Annotated in this window: 12 protein-coding genes; 6 read left to right on the forward strand and 6 right to left on the reverse strand. The window is 39.9% G+C overall.

From position 1 onward, the window contains the following. The first annotated feature begins 5 nt into the window (after positions 1-5). The 5 genes from IZT61_RS13680 to IZT61_RS13700 all read left to right on the forward strand — a co-directional run bounded on the left by IZT61_RS13680 (position 6) and on the right by IZT61_RS13700 (position 7,093). Positions 6-938 carry a BT_3987 domain-containing protein gene (locus IZT61_RS13680; RefSeq protein WP_196097455.1) on the forward strand — a complete coding sequence of 311 codons (933 nt, stop codon included), beginning with the start codon at positions 6-8 and terminating at the stop codon, positions 936-938. Between the two features lie 97 nt (positions 939-1,035). Then, entirely contained in the window at positions 1,036-1,734 is a 699-nt protein-coding gene (locus IZT61_RS13685; RefSeq protein WP_196097456.1) for a toxin-antitoxin system YwqK family antitoxin, read from the forward strand. A 253-nt stretch (positions 1,735-1,987) separates the two neighbouring features. Next, positions 1,988-5,200 (forward strand): SusC/RagA family TonB-linked outer membrane protein, encoded by a 3,213-nt coding sequence (locus IZT61_RS13690; RefSeq protein ID WP_196097457.1) that lies wholly within the window; start codon positions 1,988-1,990, stop codon positions 5,198-5,200. A gap of 11 nt (positions 5,201-5,211) precedes the next feature. Beyond that, complete coding sequence (locus IZT61_RS13695; RefSeq protein WP_196097458.1) at positions 5,212-6,687, forward strand: SusD/RagB family nutrient-binding outer membrane lipoprotein; 1,476 nt, start codon at positions 5,212-5,214, stop codon at positions 6,685-6,687. Positions 6,688-6,901: 214 nt separating this feature from the next. Continuing rightward, positions 6,902-7,093, forward strand: a complete 192-nt coding sequence (locus IZT61_RS13700; protein WP_196097459.1) for a hypothetical protein — start codon at positions 6,902-6,904, stop codon at positions 7,091-7,093. Between the two features lie 229 nt (positions 7,094-7,322). Here IZT61_RS13700 and IZT61_RS13705 read toward each other — a convergent pair whose 3' ends face one another. The 4 genes from IZT61_RS13705 to uvrB form a co-directional block, all read right to left on the reverse strand. Next, positions 7,323-7,577 (reverse strand): DUF4834 family protein, encoded by a 255-nt coding sequence (locus tag IZT61_RS13705; RefSeq protein WP_196097460.1) that lies wholly within the window; start codon positions 7,575-7,577, stop codon positions 7,323-7,325. A gap of 117 nt (positions 7,578-7,694) precedes the next feature. After that, positions 7,695-7,892: a YwbE family protein gene (locus IZT61_RS13710; protein WP_196097461.1), complete on the reverse strand. Its 198-nt coding sequence runs from the start codon at positions 7,890-7,892 to the stop codon at positions 7,695-7,697. 146 nt (positions 7,893-8,038) lie between these two features. Then, positions 8,039-9,340 (reverse strand): DUF3472 domain-containing protein, encoded by a 1,302-nt coding sequence (locus IZT61_RS13715; RefSeq protein ID WP_196097462.1) that lies wholly within the window; start codon positions 9,338-9,340, stop codon positions 8,039-8,041. Between the two features lie 369 nt (positions 9,341-9,709). After that, positions 9,710-11,752 carry an excinuclease ABC subunit UvrB gene (gene uvrB / locus IZT61_RS13720; RefSeq protein ID WP_317193160.1) on the reverse strand — a complete coding sequence of 681 codons (2,043 nt, stop codon included), beginning with the start codon at positions 11,750-11,752 and terminating at the stop codon, positions 9,710-9,712. A gap of 394 nt (positions 11,753-12,146) precedes the next feature. Here uvrB and IZT61_RS13725 point away from each other — a divergent pair, with 394 nt between their 5' ends. After that, positions 12,147-13,304, forward strand: coding sequence for an ATP-binding protein (locus tag IZT61_RS13725; protein ID WP_196097463.1), 1,158 nt, complete (start codon positions 12,147-12,149; stop codon positions 13,302-13,304). Between the two features lie 214 nt (positions 13,305-13,518). On the opposite strand, the gene IZT61_RS13730 is transcribed toward IZT61_RS13725, so the two are convergent. Both IZT61_RS13730 and IZT61_RS13735 read right to left on the reverse strand, forming a co-directional pair. Beyond that, positions 13,519-15,891: a M1 family metallopeptidase gene (locus tag IZT61_RS13730; RefSeq protein ID WP_196097464.1), complete on the reverse strand. Its 2,373-nt coding sequence runs from the start codon at positions 15,889-15,891 to the stop codon at positions 13,519-13,521. A 16-nt stretch (positions 15,892-15,907) separates the two neighbouring features. Beyond that, the gene (locus tag IZT61_RS13735) at positions 15,908-16,492 is read right to left on the reverse strand and encodes a HupE/UreJ family protein (protein ID WP_230383699.1); all 585 of its coding nucleotides are present in this window, start codon (positions 16,490-16,492) and stop codon (positions 15,908-15,910) included. Positions 16,493-16,538 lie beyond the last annotated feature (46 nt).

Below are 16,538 nucleotides of genomic sequence, written 5' to 3' on the forward strand. Positions count from 1 at the left end.
AAGACATGAAAAAAAATATTCTAAAATCTATAACACTTCTGCTTGCGGTAACTTCGCTTACCTCTTGCTTGAAAGATGACCGCCTGGTTCTTGATCCGGCAAAGGGCCATAATGTAATTGAGTTTGCTAACCCCGCTCAAATTGTTAGAACCGGCACTCCATCGCCGATGTATGCATTCTCATATGAGTCAACTTCTAGTCCGGTTTTACCTGTTACTGTAAGCTACTCTGGCCCAGAGGCGACTGCTCCGCAGGATATAACCGTTCAGATTGCGGTTGGTGCCGATTCGAAAATTACCGAATACAACACGGCAACTGGCGATCATTTTGTGAAGCTTCAGCCTGCGAGCTATACAATTTCGGCAACCGAAGTTGTAATTAAAGCCGGAACGAGCAAAGCCACTTTTAATGTTAGCTTTAAACCAGCCACTTTTAACTTTGCGGCTGCCGAAGTATTGCCATTAACAATTACTTCAGCTTCTTCGGGCATCATCAGCGGAAACTTTAACACCATTTTGTTAAATGTAAGTGCAAAAAATGCGTACGATGGTGTGTATGCCATGCAGGCCGGAAGTTTTGTACAGCGTTACAGCAACCCAACTACGCCAACAACAGGCGATAATTTAAATGGAAGTACGGCAACGAATCCGGATGTAACTTTAACCACAGTTGGAGCCAATACCGTACAAATTGGCAACTTGAAATGGGCCGGTGGTACTTCAAACGTTGCTGGTATCGATAACCTACAAGCAACTGTAGACCCTGCAACCAATCTGGTTACCATGAAAGCGCTGGGTAATGCTACATTAGCAAACATCCCAGGTTCTGTTAACAAATATGATCCGGCAACGAAAACATTTACCTTAAATTTCGACTGGAACCAAACAGGAGCAAAAAGGGTTTACTCTTTAAACATAAAGTATAAAGCATCCAGATAGTTTTAGATGCGAGTTTTTAATGTCCCTTGAACAAGTTTCAAGGGACATTTTTTTTAAGTTTATTTCTTTATATTTATACAAGACAATTCAGCTCAGTATGAAAACAAAATTTTACCTCTCGGCCCTGGCCCTATTCGCTGGCCTCCACCTGTGCTCGGCACAGGAACAAAAAACTACTTCTTTATCTGATGCAACCAAAGTGGTGTATGCCATGAACGATGCCAAAAAGCTTGACGGCGTTTACTCCGTAATGAAAGATGATGATAAGGTGTTGTTAAGGGGTGTATATAAAGACAATACCCGAACGGGCAATTGGTATGCTTTTAATGATAACGGGAAGGTGTTTTTGAGATACAATTACGACCTGAACAAATTGGTTTACCTGGATACGCTGAGTATTAATCGTTTAAGTGTAAACGTAGATACGACCGACCCAACAGCTAAAGAAAAGGCAAGCATTCCGGTTCCCATTGCATCTATTGATCAATACATTTCTTTATTGGGAACCGAGCTAAAGCGAATGATTTTAAAAGAAAACAGAAACGCTGATGGCACCCTCGATGTAGATTTAACAACCAATATAGATAAAAAGGGCAAGGCTAATTATGAAGCTACTTATTTTGCCGATGGACTAAAAGTGGTGAAACGCCTGGTTATTGCCGAAAAAGGATTTGATATAGATTGGATTCCATCCAGCTATAACGGCCAGAATTATGCATCAACATTTACTGTAAAGGCAAGAATCGATTTTACACAAAAACCGGGCATCAAACAGCGTTTTATTTGGGTTTATTAAGTGCCCTGATATCCCCTCTTTTTCCTTGTTTTTATTCAGGCCCATTCGGGCCTTTTTTTATGCGCCTAAAAACCAACCCTTAACGCAATTGTGTCTGAATTGTTTGGCAGTTCCGTAATAGAAAAGTCATAATTCGGCCAAATCAAACCAATTATACAAATTATTAGTTGTAAAGTTTGGATTACACATAATGTGCCATAAATTAGATGCCACGTTTTAATTATTAATCATAAATCACCCTATTTATCAAATCATGAAAAAACTTTTACAAAGTTTGTTCATACTTATGTTCGTCGCAATTTCGGCGATAGCACAAGAAAGAACAATAACTGGTACAGTTACTTCTTCGGATGACAAATTGCCGATTCCAGGAGTAAGTGTAAGAGTTAAGGGCACCCAGGTTGGTGCTGTAACAGATGCAAATGGAAGGTATTCTGTAAATGTCCCTTCGGGCGGTACAACTTTAGATTTCTCGTACATTGGATATGTGGTGCAGAGCAAAGCAATTGGCTCAGCAACAACAATTAATGTGGAATTGGTATCAGATGCGCAGGTTTTAACAGACGTTGTTGTAACTGCAAATGCGATCAAGAGAGAGAAAAGAACCCTTGGTTATTCTGCACCGACGATTACTTCTGAAGCTTTAGAGCAAAGTGGTAGCGCCAGCGCACTTACTGCAATGGTGGGTCGTGTACCAGGTATGAACATTTCTTCTAGTTCAAATACACCGGGTAGTTCAACCAGGATTGTTTTCCGTGGTGGTACCTCAATTGCAGGTAACAACCAGGCGTTGATCGTTATTGATGGTGTTCCTGTAGATAACTCAAGTGTTATTGGTGGTGCCGATAGTCGCTCTAGTGTCGACTTTGGTAACAGGGCCAATGATATCGACCCTGATGATATTGAGAGCATTACTCCACTTTTGGGCCCGGCAGCGGCAGCGCTTTACGGTTCAAGAGCATCAAACGGTGCGGTTCAAATCACTACAAAATCAGGTAAAAAAGGTAAAACACAAATTACTTTCAATACCTCAAACACTTTCTCATCAATTCTTAAATTACCTGATTTCCAAAACGAATACGGACAAGGTTATGCCACTGATTATGATGGAAGTGTTGTAAATGAGTATTTTAATGATAGTCAGGAAAACTGGAGCTGGGGCGCACCTTTCAATGGCGCAATGCAAGAGTGGGGACAAAGTATAGACGGTGTCAGACAGTCTAAACCTTACTCGGCCCAAACAGACAATGTTAGAAATTTCTTTAAAACAGGTTTCGCAACAGATAATAACTTAAGTTTCTCTGGTGGTACTGATAAATCGACATTTTATCTTGCATTAAACACATTGAACTCAGATGGTATTTTCCCTGGAGCGCAAGATGTTTACGACAAATATGGAGTTAGATTTAACGGAAGAACCGATTTTAGCGATAAATTCAGCGCTGGTATATCATTCAACTACAATAAAATAAACGCCAGACAGGTTGCTGGTGGTCAGAATGACAACTCTGTTTTCGACAACGTTCTTCAAACCCCAAGAGATATTCCTTTGGATAAACTTGGCGATTTAAACAACAAGTATAACGGATTTGGTTATACTGATGCTAATGGCGTTCTTCATGCAGATCAATATGGTTATTATGGATCTTATACGTTAAACCCGTATTATATCCTTCAAAATTTCACCAATGATGATGCAATCAACCGGATAACAGGTAACGTGAACCTGGAATATAAGCCTTTATCATGGTTAACTATTCAAGATCGTATTGGTACCGATACTTATTCGGAGCGCAGAAGACAGTTAACTCCAAAGTTCTCATTCTCGCCAATTGATTTAACCACAAATCAAGGTACGCACGTTAGTAATGGTGGATATCAGATTGACCAGTTCAACGTAACTGAAATTGTGAACGATTTGATGGCTACAGCCTCACATACTTTTAGCGAAGACTTTAAAGGTTCATTAATGGTTGGTCATAACATCCGTCAAAGAACTACTTCTACAAACAGAACTGCAACTAATGCAAGTGCCGGTTTGGTAGTGCCAGATTGGTACAACCTTCAAAATAGTAATGGTCCGTTAAACGTTATTACCGATAACATCAGCCAAAGAAGACTTGTTGGTGTGTATGCCGATTTGAACTTAGCTTATAAAAACTATTTGTTCTTAGAAGCCACAGCACGTAACGACTGGTCTTCTACGCTACCTGTACAAAATAACTCGTTCTTTTACCCAAGTGTAAGCGGTTCATTTGTATTTAGCGAACTGATTAAGCCTAACAACATATTGAGTTATGGTAAAGTACGTGCAAGTGTTGCAAAAGTGGGTAACGATACAGATCCTTACCAGTTGTTAACTACTTTTTCAAAAGGTACAATTTTAAGTGGTTTTGGTAGTACTGTATTTCCTTTCGGAAACGTTGCTGCATTACAAGCCGGATCAACCCTTGGTAACCCGAACCTTAAGCCAGAAATTACAACTGCCTATGAGTTAGGTACAGAATTATCATTCCTTAACAACAGAATTGGTTTAGATTTTACTTATTACCAAAACAAATCTAAAAACCAAATTTTAGCTATTCCTATTCCTAACTCAACAGGTTATGGTTTTAGCGTGGTTAACGTTGGTGAAGTTCAAAACAAAGGTATCGAGTTAACCCTAAAAGGTACTGCTGTTAGATCAGCCGACTGGAATATCGATTTATTCGGTACTTACACCAGAAACCGCAACTTAGTTGTAGATCTTGGTGATATCGATCAGGTTGTTCTTGGTGGTGTAAGCGGTATGGCGATTGTTGCTGCCGAAGGAAGACCTTATGGCGAATTTTATGCAGTAACCAACCAAACAGATGCACAAGGACGTACAATTGTTGATGCTGAAACTGGTTTGCCATTGCCAACCGCAACTGCGCAATACTTAGGAAGTTACAATCCTAAATTTCAGGCATCATGGGGTGCAAACATTACATTCAAAAAGCACTGGAACTTAAACGTATTATTTGATACTAAACAAGGTAACAAGCTTTATTCAAGAACAAAAGATATTCTTGCCTTTGTTGGTGTTTCAGAAGAAACAGGCGGTCAAAGATTCGGTTTGCCATTCCCTAACTCAGTGTATTTAGATGCAGATGGCAACAGCGTTGTTAATAACAGCGTTTTCTACAACAAACAAGATTATTTTCCAGATTTAAATCCAGGTGTTAACATTATCGATGGATCATTTGTGAAATTGCGTAGTGCAGGTATCTCTTATTCATTCAACAAAGAGCAGCTTAAGTCGTTGCCTTTCAGTGCCGTATCGTTAGGTGTGTTTGGTAACAACTTATTTATCTGGACTGCTAAAGAAAATAAATACGTAGATCCAGAGGTTAACTCGGGTGGTGCAACAAATGAGCAAGGTTTCGATTACACCGCTCAGCCATCTGTTCGTAATTATGGATTTAATTTGAGAGTTACATTTTAATTATAGAAGTCATGAATCAAAAATATAAATTCAAAACTAAGCAAGTGCTGTTTACGGTCCTTATTGCCGTTGCAGGATTATCGGGCTGTAAAAAGTTTTTAGATGTAAATGAAAATCCGAATAACCCGGATACAGCATCTCCTAACTTGCTTTTACCAGCATCGCAGGCTGCAACTGGTCAAATTATGGGTAACTTCTTCCAGATTTACGGTAACTTTTGGGCGCAATACTGGACTCAAAACCCAACGTCGTCGCAGTACAGAACCGTAGATCAATACAACCCGGCTGCCACAGCATTCGATAGACCGTGGTTGATCTTATTCCGTAATGCGTTGGTAAATGCCGACTTAATTACTAAAGCGCAGGGCTCAAGTCTGGAGTATACCAAAGGCATAGCTTACTTAATGAAAGCTTATACTTTCCAGGTAGCTACAGATGCATTCGGCGATATTCCGGTTAGTCAGGCTTTACAGCCAGAGGTTTATCCGGCACCAAGCTACGATGCGCAGGCCGTAGTTTACGATAGCGTTTTTAATTATATCGATAAAGGAATGGCTTTGATAAGCGTTAGCAATTCATCTTCGCCAGGTGCTCAGGACATGGTGTTTCAGGGCAATATGGCCAACTGGAAAGCTTTTGCTAATACGTTAAAATTAAAGGCTTATTTAAGATTAGCTTATGTAGATCCAACCAAAGCTGCTGCAGGTGTTAGAGCATTGTACGCTACAAACCCAACATTTTTAACCGTTGATGCTTCAATTAAATATTTAAGCACTGGTGGTAACGAAAATCCATTGTATAATGAGATGGTAGGTTTAAGCAGAACTCAAAACATTGTTGCCAGCACCACAGCTATTAGCCATTTTGATGCGAACTCTGACCCTCGGGTAGCTAAGCTTTACGATTTAATTCCAACGGATGCCGCTGCCAAAACAGAGCGTTCAATTCCGCAAGGAAGCTACAACACCAATACTGGTAAAACGGTTTCTCCGCCATCAGCATTGGTTGGTGCACGGGCAAGCAATTCTGCTTCTGCTACAGCGCCTGTTAAATTTATCTCTGTTGCCGAAAGTTACTTTTTACAAGCCGAAGCAGTACAAAGAGGCTGGACTAACGGCGTAGGAGTTGTTGCTACACTTTATACTCAAGGTATACAAGCCAGCTTTACCGCTCTTGGTGCAGGCGATGCTACAGCTTACATTGCCAGCGCACCTGATGGGGCTGCGGCTTTAGCGGCAAACCCACTTAAGGCCATTATTACACAAAAATATTATGCAATGTGTGGTTTCCAGGGCTTTGAGGCTTGGACAGAATGGCGCAGAACAGGATATCCTGATTTCTTTACTCCATCTGTAGCACCAATATTAGGTATACCTAGAGGAAGCTTCCCGCTTCGTATGGCTTACCCAAATACCGAAGCTACATCAAACAAAAACTTCCCTGGTATTGTAACTATCGATCAGCCAGTTTGGTGGGATAAAAACTAACTAAAGTTTGCTTTGCAAGCGTGAAACAAGAAGCCGCATCAATTCAATTGATGCGGCTTCTTTAGTTAAATGCGTGGAATAAGTTTTCATTTTGAGCGCCCGCCCAATGTCGTTTAGTAAGCTCAACTGCTGTCATCCGATAGCTATCGGATCTGAGCCTTTCGACTCCGCTCAGGGTGACAATGTTTTTTGTTTTTTCCTTAACTAAATGACAATGAGTCCCCGCCTGACCGGAGCGGCCGAGAACGGATGTCCCAATACTTCCTATGGTGTGCACACATCTTTCCTTTTGATGACTGCTTTTAACGCTGTGATCCTGAATGTAACGAAGGATCCGCAAGCGATGAAACGCAGAACGCCAACATACCACTGCCCAAAAGGGGGCGGGGTGAGGCAAGGACAGTAAGATGTAGGCTGCAGATGCTTCGTTTCTCAGCATGACAAAATAGGTGCTGACATTAGTAGGTTGTACGAATAGCTATAGGAATGGAGACAGCCTGTGCCTCGCTACAAAGTAGCCCACTTTGAGCAGTGACGATCGCCTTAAAAGGGTCATTCATATTGTTCTTTTAAAAAATATCCCAGGCATAAAAAAAGCCCCGACTTTCATCGGGGCTTTAGCTTTTTAGTATTTTCTATTTTACCTCTTCGTAATCAACAAAGTCGCCAAGTTTATCGGTTTTGCCCGTTTGTTTGGGCGGCATATAGTCTATCGAAATAGATCCCTCAGGCTTCGATTGTCTTCGCTGTTGTTGTTGCCCTTGCCCGCCGGCTTGCTGTTGCATTTTGCTGGCGAGGTTATTAAATAGCATAGGCAGTATCAGTCGAATCAACATTCTGATGATCCAAAGTACTAAAATTGCTATGAAAATGAATTTAATTAATCCCATCCTTTAATTTAACTGTGGTTACAAATATAAGACGTACTAATAGGTAATTTGTTACCTTTTATGTTGTTAGTTGCTTTTTGTTTACATTTAAGATACAAAAAATTTGTTAAAAAAAAATTATTCTTCAACAATTTCCGCAACCCGGCCAATCTGACCATCTTCTAACCTCACTTTTATTCCTCGTGAATGAAATGCCGAGGAGGTAAGCAAATCTTTCACTATTCCATACGTTATATTTCCGCTTCGCTGATCCTTTTTCAAAATTATTCCCACCTCTAAACCTGGGTAAATGTCTTTTCTATTTTGTCCGTTCATTTTTAAATAGTAGTATCGAGTAGTTAGTATCTCCCAAAGGAATAACTTTGGCAAGTATCAAGACTAAAAGTAGATAAGCTATAATATGGATACATTTAGATTAGCAATTCCATAAATTATCCGCTTTTAGCTTTAGCCATTTTTCTTTAAGGCAATTTACTAAAATCTATCTCTGGTTTTTTACCTGTTGCTGGTCTGCTGAAAATAGTTTTTGGAACGGTATAATTATTAAAAAATCCACCATCTTTTAAATAGAAAGAACCATTAATAACGCCGCCCGCAAAATCCATCCGGTAACCTTTCATTCCAGTATTATCTGTAGTAAAACGGGCTTTGGTTAACTCCATCCAATTCCCTTTATCATCACAAATCCATTGATTGTTGTATGTTCCCATTCTGGATTTATCGCCCTGTTCTGGTGAAAAATTCTCTAAAAAGGAATGAAAACGTTTTAAATAGGTTTGTGTTATCGGTCTTTTAAAGCTTGCAATTAAACGCCATGAATTTGTTTCAGGTGTAAAAAAGTAGGCTGTGTAAGTTGTTGTACTATCATTACCCGGTTTTCCATGCAATAAAAACTTATAAGTATTGCCTGCTTTCCAAGGGAAGTTTAAAAAGCTTTGTCCACCAGAACCTTCTCCACCAAAATCTTTAGCAGTAACATCTGTACCTTTTTTAAGCATTTTTATTTTGTGCGATTCTGGAATACTTTTAGGATCATCCGTCTTAAAAGGACTCCAAACTGAGAATAGAATGTGGCGATAAGTATCGCTATTTACCTGCATGCCAAAATACCCTTCACCAAAGCCACATGCCATGAAATACGAACCTATTTTATCTTGTCCAACGGGAACAGTAATTTCATTATAATACCATTCAGCATTCACATTATCTGGCTGCAAATAATTTAAATGTACCGATGGACCTCTTCTTCCCCAGTGGAAAAAACCGCCCTCATTGTTTGGTACATATGCCGTTTTAGCATCAACTGCCGTTCCTGATAAAAGTAAATTGGTAATTGAAGGAAACTGATTTTTAGTTTTGCTAATTCCTGAAATTTTTATGACAACATAGCCGGTATCTTTAATATTCCACTCTCCAATTTTTCCGGTTATTGGCTTTTTCTCGTCGAAGTTTACAGATGTAGTTTTGTTATTGATTGTAAAACCAAGTGTTGCTTGTCCTTCAATACTAACTTTATCATCCATTGAAATACTCAGTGTGCCCGGTTTGGCAACTCTTACAAAAGCTGTAATAAACTCTGTGCTATCAGTCCAGTTTGTAATGCCTTTATTGGTAATTGTTCTGGAATTGTCTCTATCGTTTATTTGATTCGAACTATAGGCATTTCCCCCGAGCGGAAAGATAATGCCTGTTTGATTTTGAGCCTGGACGTGCAGGCTTAAGGAGCCGAGTACGATCAGCGACAAAAGTTTAAACGATTTCATTTGATTAATTTTTAGATAACTTATTAAATACAATTCTAATCAATTAATCTAAAAACTAAGGCATTTAAACCAAATCTTTACTTCCCAAATAAATGTTTAAAAGATACTACCTTCAGCTTCTGAAACGCTCAATTCAATAAATCTAATTAAGATCTGAAGAAAGTTCAAATTATCGCTTTGCTGTTGGGTAGCATATTCTTGTACAACCTTGTTTCGTACTCAATTAAAAAATTTGTCATCTTCTTAAAAGAGCATTATACAGATTAATCCCCTTTGATGTACTATCCTTTTTTGGGCATCGGGGTTAGCATGATGCTTTATCTAACACATATATTGTGAAAGCAGAAAAAAATGAAGTGGCTGAATAAGCTACTTGGCAAACTTTTCATTATACATTTTTTCGAGGGCGAACATTTCGTCGCGTAGCTTTGCCGCTTGCAGAAAATCCATTTCTTTTGCTGCTTTTTGCATGTCTTTTCTGGTATTATCAATCGCCCGCTGCAATTCGGCTTTGCCCATGTACTGTACAATCGGATCGGCGGCAATGCTGATCTCTGCATTTTCAATATAAGCACGGGCTTTGTTATCACTTGCCTTTTGCGAGAAATCGAGCACTGACGTTTGTTCCAGAATTGCCTCACGAGACTTTCCAACCGTCTTCGGTGTAATGCCATGTTCAAGGTTATAGGCAATTTGCTTTTCTCTACGTCGATTCGTTTCATCGATGGTTTTTTCCATGCTTTCTGTAATCGAATCGGCATACATAATTACCCGCCCGCGGTCGTTTCGTGCTGCACGGCCAATGGTTTGAATCAGTGATTTTTCAGACCTTAAGAACCCTTCTTTATCGGCATCTAAAATGGCCACTAACGTTACTTCTGGCAGATCAAGCCCCTCACGGAGCAAGTTAATACCTACCAGAACATCAAATTCTCCCAGGCGCAATCCCCTGAGTATTTCGACTCGCTCCAGTGTTTTTATTTCCGAATGGATGTACCTTGTTTTAATGTTTAATCGATCCAAATACTTCGTCAGCTCTTCGGCCATCCGTTTCGTTAAAGTGGTTACTAAAACGCGTCCGCCATCTTTTATGGTCAGGTCTATTTCATCCAACAGATCATCAACCTGATTTATTGCTGGCCTGATCTCGATAACCGGGTCGAGCAAACCCGTGGGCCTGATCACCTGTTCAACTACAACTCCTTCCGATTTTTCGAGTTCATATTCGGCCGGCGTTGCACTAACGTAGATGGTTTGCGGTGCCAGCGCTTCAAACTCGTTAAAATTTAATGGTCGGTTATCTAAAGCAGCCGGTAAGCGAAAACCATACTCAACCAACGATAATTTACGCGATCTATCGCCGCCATACATCGCCCTGATTTGTGGCACAGTAACATGACTTTCATCGATTACCATTAAATAGTCGTCAGGGAAATAATCAAGCAGACAGAAAGGCCGCATTCCCGGCTGTCGTCCATCAAAAAACCGCGAATAGTTCTCAATACCTGAACAATAACCGAGTTCTTTCATCATCTCGATATCGAAATTCGTCCTCTCCTCTAAACGCTTGGCTTCAAGTAAGTGCCTATCGGCGATTAACTGGTTTTTCCTGATTTCCAACTCCTCCTGAATGCCCCAAATGGACTGGTTAAAACGATCTTTTGGGGTTACGAAAAGGTTCGCAGGGTAAATGGCCATGTCTTCCAGTTTTTCCAATGTTTTTCCCGACACGGGATCAATGGCCGAAAGTTCTTCGATATCATCCCCAAAAAACGAGATCCGATAGGCATGATCTAAATACGCAGGATAGATATCGACCGTATCACCCTTCACCCTAAATGTCCCACGCTTAAATTCGGTTGTTGTGCGAGAATACAAGATCTCAACCAAGCTGTGTAGAAAGGCATTTCTGGAAATGCGTAAGCCTACGCCGAAACGAAACACCATTCGCGAAAAGTCTTCAGGGTTTCCCATACCATAAATACACGAAATAGAAGAAACAACAATGATGTCGCGTCGCCCACTCATTAATGAGGAGGTGGTGCGTAAACGGAGCTTTTCGATTTCTTCGTTGATGCTTAAATCCTTTTCTATGTAAGTATTGCTCGAGGCGATGAAGGCCTCAGGCTGGTAATAATCGTAATAAGAAACGAAATAGTTTACGGAGTTTTCGGGGAAGAAATTTTTAAACTCCCCGTAAAGCTGTGCCGCGAGGGTTTTATTATGGCTTAAAATGAGCGTTGGCTTTTGCGTTTGCTCAATAACGTTGGCTACGGTAAAGGTTTTCCCCGACCCGGTTACGCCCAGCAAAGTTTGATAATGTTCGTTGGCATTTACGCCGTCAACCAGTTGTTTTATCGCTGTAGGCTGGTCTCCCGTCGGTTGATATTCTGAGGTGATTTTAAATTTCATGGGCAAATCAAACTTAGTCAAATTTGATGTTTAAATCAATTTTAAGTGCTCTCGTTTGCTCACCAAAATGTAAACTATTTATAGGGAAATACATCGTGGGTTGCTTATACTAAACAGTAAAAACTAAGGAAAGTTAGTTAAACATTACATAACATGGTTAATTAAAACCTGGTAAGTAGACGAATAACTAATGTTCATTTAAACGCACTCCGGAGTCACCAAACTAGTAAATCGAAAGTTTAACTTTTGATTTACTAGGTTACATAACCGCTCTTATACCATTCATTAAACCTATATAGTTATGTAAATTCAAAATAAAAGTTATGTAAATTCAAAATAAAAGTTATGTAAATTGAAAATATTTGTATATTGCACTCGCTTAAAACTATATAAAATGTTCGTAAATAGGCGTTTACAAAATTCAATCAATCTACAGTTGAATAAATTTCCAATCGTTGCCGTAACGGGGCCAAGGCAATCGGGTAAAACAACTTTATTGAGAAAGATTTTTAAAAATTATAGATATGTTTCTCTTGAAAATATCGATATGCGAACATTTGCTTCCGAAGACCCCAATGGATTTTTGAAAGAGTATGATGAAAATGTTATTCTTGATGAGGTACAAAAAGTTCCTCCATTGTTTTCGTATTTACAAACAAAAGTCGATAACAGCCGCAAAATGGGTCAATACATTATCTCTGGGTCTCAAAATTTTCATTTATTGAACAATATTACACAAAGTTTAGCAGGAAGAGTGGCCTTGTTTACGTTGTTGCCCTTAGATTTAGAAGAGTTGAAGAATGCAAATTTGCTAAGTGACAGTTACCCAAAAGCACTTTTTGAGGGCTTTTATCCGGCGATTTTCGACAGGGAAATAAACCCAGTAGTTTTTTATGCAAACTACATCAAAACTTATATTGAAAAGGACGTTACTGAATTATTGAATATAAGGGACTTAAAAGCTTTTAGAACCTTTTTAGGTTTGTGTGCAGGCCGGGCAGGCCATCTTTTAAATATAAGTGCGCTGGCTAATGATTGTGATATTTCGCAACCAACCGCAAAAGCATGGCTATCGATACTAGAGAGTAGCTATATTATTTTTCTTTTACAACCTTATCATGAGAACTTTAACAAGAGGTTAGTAAAGAGTCCTAAGTTATATTTTTATGACAGCGGATTACTTTCCCATCTTTTAGGAGTGAGATTAGAAAGCGATATTATAGAGAGTAGGTATAAAGGTAATTTGTTTGAAAATATGATTTTGGCAGAGTTTCTTAAACAGAACTACCATAAAGGCCAATACGAAGATTGTTTTTTTTGGCAAGATAGTAACGCGAACGAAATAGATATTCTGATAAAAAAACACGATAAATTCGAGCTTTTTGAAGTTAAAGCCACCGAAACGGTGTCGTCGAAATTATTTAAGCAAATGGATAAGTTTGAAGAATTGGCATCACCAGAGAAAGTTGAAAAGACCTTAATTTATGGTGGACTGCAAAATCAAAACAGAAGTAACTATACTGTCTCAAGTTGGCGCGACATCTCTAAATAAAAGACTCGACGCCTCAAAATGAGGATTTTTGATAGTAAAATCATCGAAAGTGGCCTTTCTGGAGAATCAGTGAAAATTTATTAATTTCATACATGCCCAAAGAAAAAACCTCATCGAAGTGAATCAATGAGGTTTTTAGTAAAGTCATCGAATGACTATAACCCACTTGCAGATAATCATCCTATGACTCAAACGAAAATTGACACCCGAAATCTTACTTTCCGGCAGCTACTTTCATCGGGTTTGAGCCAACCGACTGCCCTCTAACCGAAGTACTGGCTTTTGCCTTAAATGCCCTAAATTTGCTTTCTTTGGCCTTGCCTCCCCAAGCATTGTTGCTTGTATCGATATCGGCAGTTTCACGCAGTGGATCTAATAAAATCGATTCAACCTCTTTGTCCTTCACATAAAATTTTGACGTTTTTTGCTCATTATGTCTCCAGATTTGTGCCGGAATGCGATCAATTTCTTTTGTACCATCCTTATAGGTGAATTCTACAATAACAGGCATCACTAAACCACCTTTGTTGCTAAAGCTGAGTTCGTATAAAAACTTGTCTTTGTATTTGGCCTGCTCTGATTCGGGCACAAGATCAAACGGAGCACTCATTTCAGTCTTAGTAGTAACGGTGGTATCAATACTAACCATGCCCCTATCGTATTTGTAATAAAAATCTTGTGCAGCTACGTTTTTATCAGCGTAGAAGGTAATATTTTTATCTTCGCGGTTTCTGATTTTAGAAATATCATCAAAAACAGGAATCATGGGCTTATCAATTTGAACCATTCTCGATCTTGCTGCTGGAATATCTTTGGGAAAATCTACCTTGGCAAACTTCACACTATCCAATGAAATGTCGCAAGGATCGGTTCCATAAAACCAGCCTCTCCAAAACCAATCTAAATCCTCGCCGCTGGCGTCTTCCATGGTGCGGAACAAATCTGCCGGCTCCGGGTGTTTAAAGGCCCATCTGCGGGCATATTCTTTAAAAGCATAATCAAACAGCTCACGACCCATAATCGTTTCGCGAAGAATGTTCAATCCTGTGGCCGGTTTCGAATACGCATTCGGACCAAAACGGGCAATATTTTCAGAGTTGGTCATAATCGGTTCCAGCTCATCTTTTGGCAATTTCATGTAATCAACAATCGTATAAGCAGGCCCCTTCTTGCTCGGGAATTTGTTGTCCCAAAGCTCCTCGGTTAAATACTCAACAAAAGAGTTCAAGCCTTCATCCATCCAGGTCCACTGGCGCTCGTCGCTATTTACAATCATCGGGAAAAAGTTGTGCCCAACCTCGTGAATAATTACGCCCAGCATGCCGTTTTTAGTGCTTTCGCTGTAGGTACCATCAGCATCCGTACGGCCATAGTTGAAACAAATCATCGGATATTCCATTCCATTCGCAGCCTCAATACTTTGCGCAACAGGGTACGGGTAAGGAATGGTAAAATCTGAATAGGTTTTAATGGTATGCGCCACGGCACGTGTTGAGAACTTGCTGTACAGGTTATAAGCCTCTTTTCCGTAGAAACTCATGCACATTACTGTATTGTTATTTGCCTGTATTTTTTGCGGCATAGCATCCCAGATAAACTTACGCGAAGATGTCCAGGCAAAATCGCGAACATTGTTTGCGTTGAATACCCATGTTTTTTTGGCGGTAGATTTTTTAGATTCTGCGGCTTTGGCTTCGGCAAGGGTCTGAATTTCGACAGGTGCCGATGCCGTTTTTGCAGCATTGTATCTGCTCAGTTGTGTAGGCGTTAAAACGGCGCTGTAGTTGATACATTCTCCGGTTGAGCCTACCAGGTGATCCGCCGGTACAGTCATTTGAACCTTGAAATCGCCAAAAGTTAAGGCAAATTCTCCCCGGCCTGTAAATTGGTGGTTTTGCCAGCCCTGAAAGTCGCTATAAACACAAAGGCGTGGATACCATTGCGTCATGGTAAATAAATAATTTCCATCAGCTGGAAAAAACTCATAACCGCCACGGCCGCCAACGCTCATTCTATCGGTAATGGTGTAATTCCAATCGATATTGAAAATAAATTTCTGCCCGTTTCTAAGTGCTACAGGTAAATCAACCCTCATCATGGTTTTGTTTACCGTGTATTTCAGGTTCTTACCAGCTGCATCGGTAATTTTGGTGATGTTAATTCCGTAACCATTATCGGCCTTCGAACTCAATTGATCCAGCGTTTGTGTGGTACCCCCCGCGGGCATTCTGGTCGCATCTTGATAGTTCGAGCTTTTGCTGGTGCTGTGCTCGTTCTCATCTAACTGCAGCCAGATATAGGTTAACGGATCAGGCGAGTTGTTGGTATAAGTTACGGTTTCAGAGCCCGTTAAACGGAGATTCTTCTCGTCCAGTTCGCATTTAATATTGTAATCGGCACGTTGTTGCCAGTATTTAACACCCGGTGCCCCACTTGCAGTGCGCTGTTCATTAGGCGTTGGCAGAATGGTGCCCAGTTGTTCGAACTTGTTGCCGTGGTTGCTGCCCGGATTGTTCTGAATGTTTTGCGCCATAGCCAAACCGCCAGAAAAAAGCAGCAGTCCGGTTAGTGTAAAAAATTTATTCATAATTTTAAGTTAGTTATTAAAAAGGAATTCGCTCCAAAGCCATTTTTAAAGCCAGGCTAAATACGGCTGCTGAAATAAACAGAACCCAGCTTAAGCGCTTAATTCTGGTATAGTTAAAAACAATAAACGTTAAAATCAATATAATCAAAACCATAAAAATTTGCCCGGCCTCGAGCCCAACGTTGAAGCCAAACAAGCCCCAGCCCATGTTTTGATCGCTTGCCAGCATCATTCTTATCGAATTTGCGAAACCCATTCCGTGTATCAGGCCGAAGCCCAGGGCCAAAAAATAGTTTATTTTAACCGATCGCAACGAGAAATCGGTTCTGAATAAATTACTTATCGCCGTAATTACAATGGTGCATGGAATAAGAAATTCCACCCATTTACTATCGAAACGGATGATATCCATCACACTCATAAGCAAGGTTGCTGAGTGGCCAATTGTAAAAGCCGTAACCAGGATGAGCACCTGTTTTAAATTGGTATAGCTGTAAATTGCAATTAGGGCCAAGATAAAAAGCTGATGATCTAAAGCATCGACACTTATGATGTGCTCCCAACCCAGTTTAAAGTAAAAGATAAAATCTTGCAACGGCATTATAACAAATTAGCTTATTATATTTAGCTTTTAGTACTTTTGAAAG

Origin of the sequence: Pedobacter endophyticus, from assembly GCF_015679185.1 — a bacterium.
Classification (GTDB): Bacteria; Bacteroidota; Bacteroidia; order Sphingobacteriales; family Sphingobacteriaceae; genus Pedobacter; species Pedobacter endophyticus.

Excerpts from the sequence above, each read along its gene's own strand:
- IZT61_RS13700 (WP_196097459.1), top strand. The coding sequence starts at position 6,902 with ATGAGTCCCCGCCTGACCGGAGCGGCCGAGAACGGATGTCCCAATACT.
- IZT61_RS13680 (WP_196097455.1), top strand. The coding sequence starts at position 6 with ATGAAAAAAAATATTCTAAAATCTATAACACTTCTGCTTGCGGTAACT.
- IZT61_RS13725 (WP_196097463.1), top strand. The coding sequence starts at position 12,147 with ATGTTCGTAAATAGGCGTTTACAAAATTCAATCAATCTACAGTTGAAT.
- IZT61_RS13730 (WP_196097464.1), bottom strand. The coding sequence starts at position 15,891 with ATGAATAAATTTTTTACACTAACCGGACTGCTGCTTTTTTCTGGCGGT.
- IZT61_RS13710 (WP_196097461.1), bottom strand. The coding sequence starts at position 7,892 with ATGAACGGACAAAATAGAAAAGACATTTACCCAGGTTTAGAGGTGGGA.
- IZT61_RS13685 (WP_196097456.1), top strand. The coding sequence starts at position 1,036 with ATGAAAACAAAATTTTACCTCTCGGCCCTGGCCCTATTCGCTGGCCTC.
- IZT61_RS13705 (WP_196097460.1), bottom strand. The coding sequence starts at position 7,577 with ATGGGATTAATTAAATTCATTTTCATAGCAATTTTAGTACTTTGGATC.
- IZT61_RS13695 (WP_196097458.1), top strand. The coding sequence starts at position 5,212 with ATGAATCAAAAATATAAATTCAAAACTAAGCAAGTGCTGTTTACGGTC.
- IZT61_RS13715 (WP_196097462.1), bottom strand. The coding sequence starts at position 9,340 with ATGAAATCGTTTAAACTTTTGTCGCTGATCGTACTCGGCTCCTTAAGC.
- uvrB (WP_317193160.1), bottom strand. The coding sequence starts at position 11,752 with ATGAAATTTAAAATCACCTCAGAATATCAACCGACGGGAGACCAGCCT.
- IZT61_RS13735 (WP_230383699.1), bottom strand. The coding sequence starts at position 16,492 with ATGCCGTTGCAAGATTTTATCTTTTACTTTAAACTGGGTTGGGAGCAC.
- IZT61_RS13690 (WP_196097457.1), top strand. The coding sequence starts at position 1,988 with ATGAAAAAACTTTTACAAAGTTTGTTCATACTTATGTTCGTCGCAATT.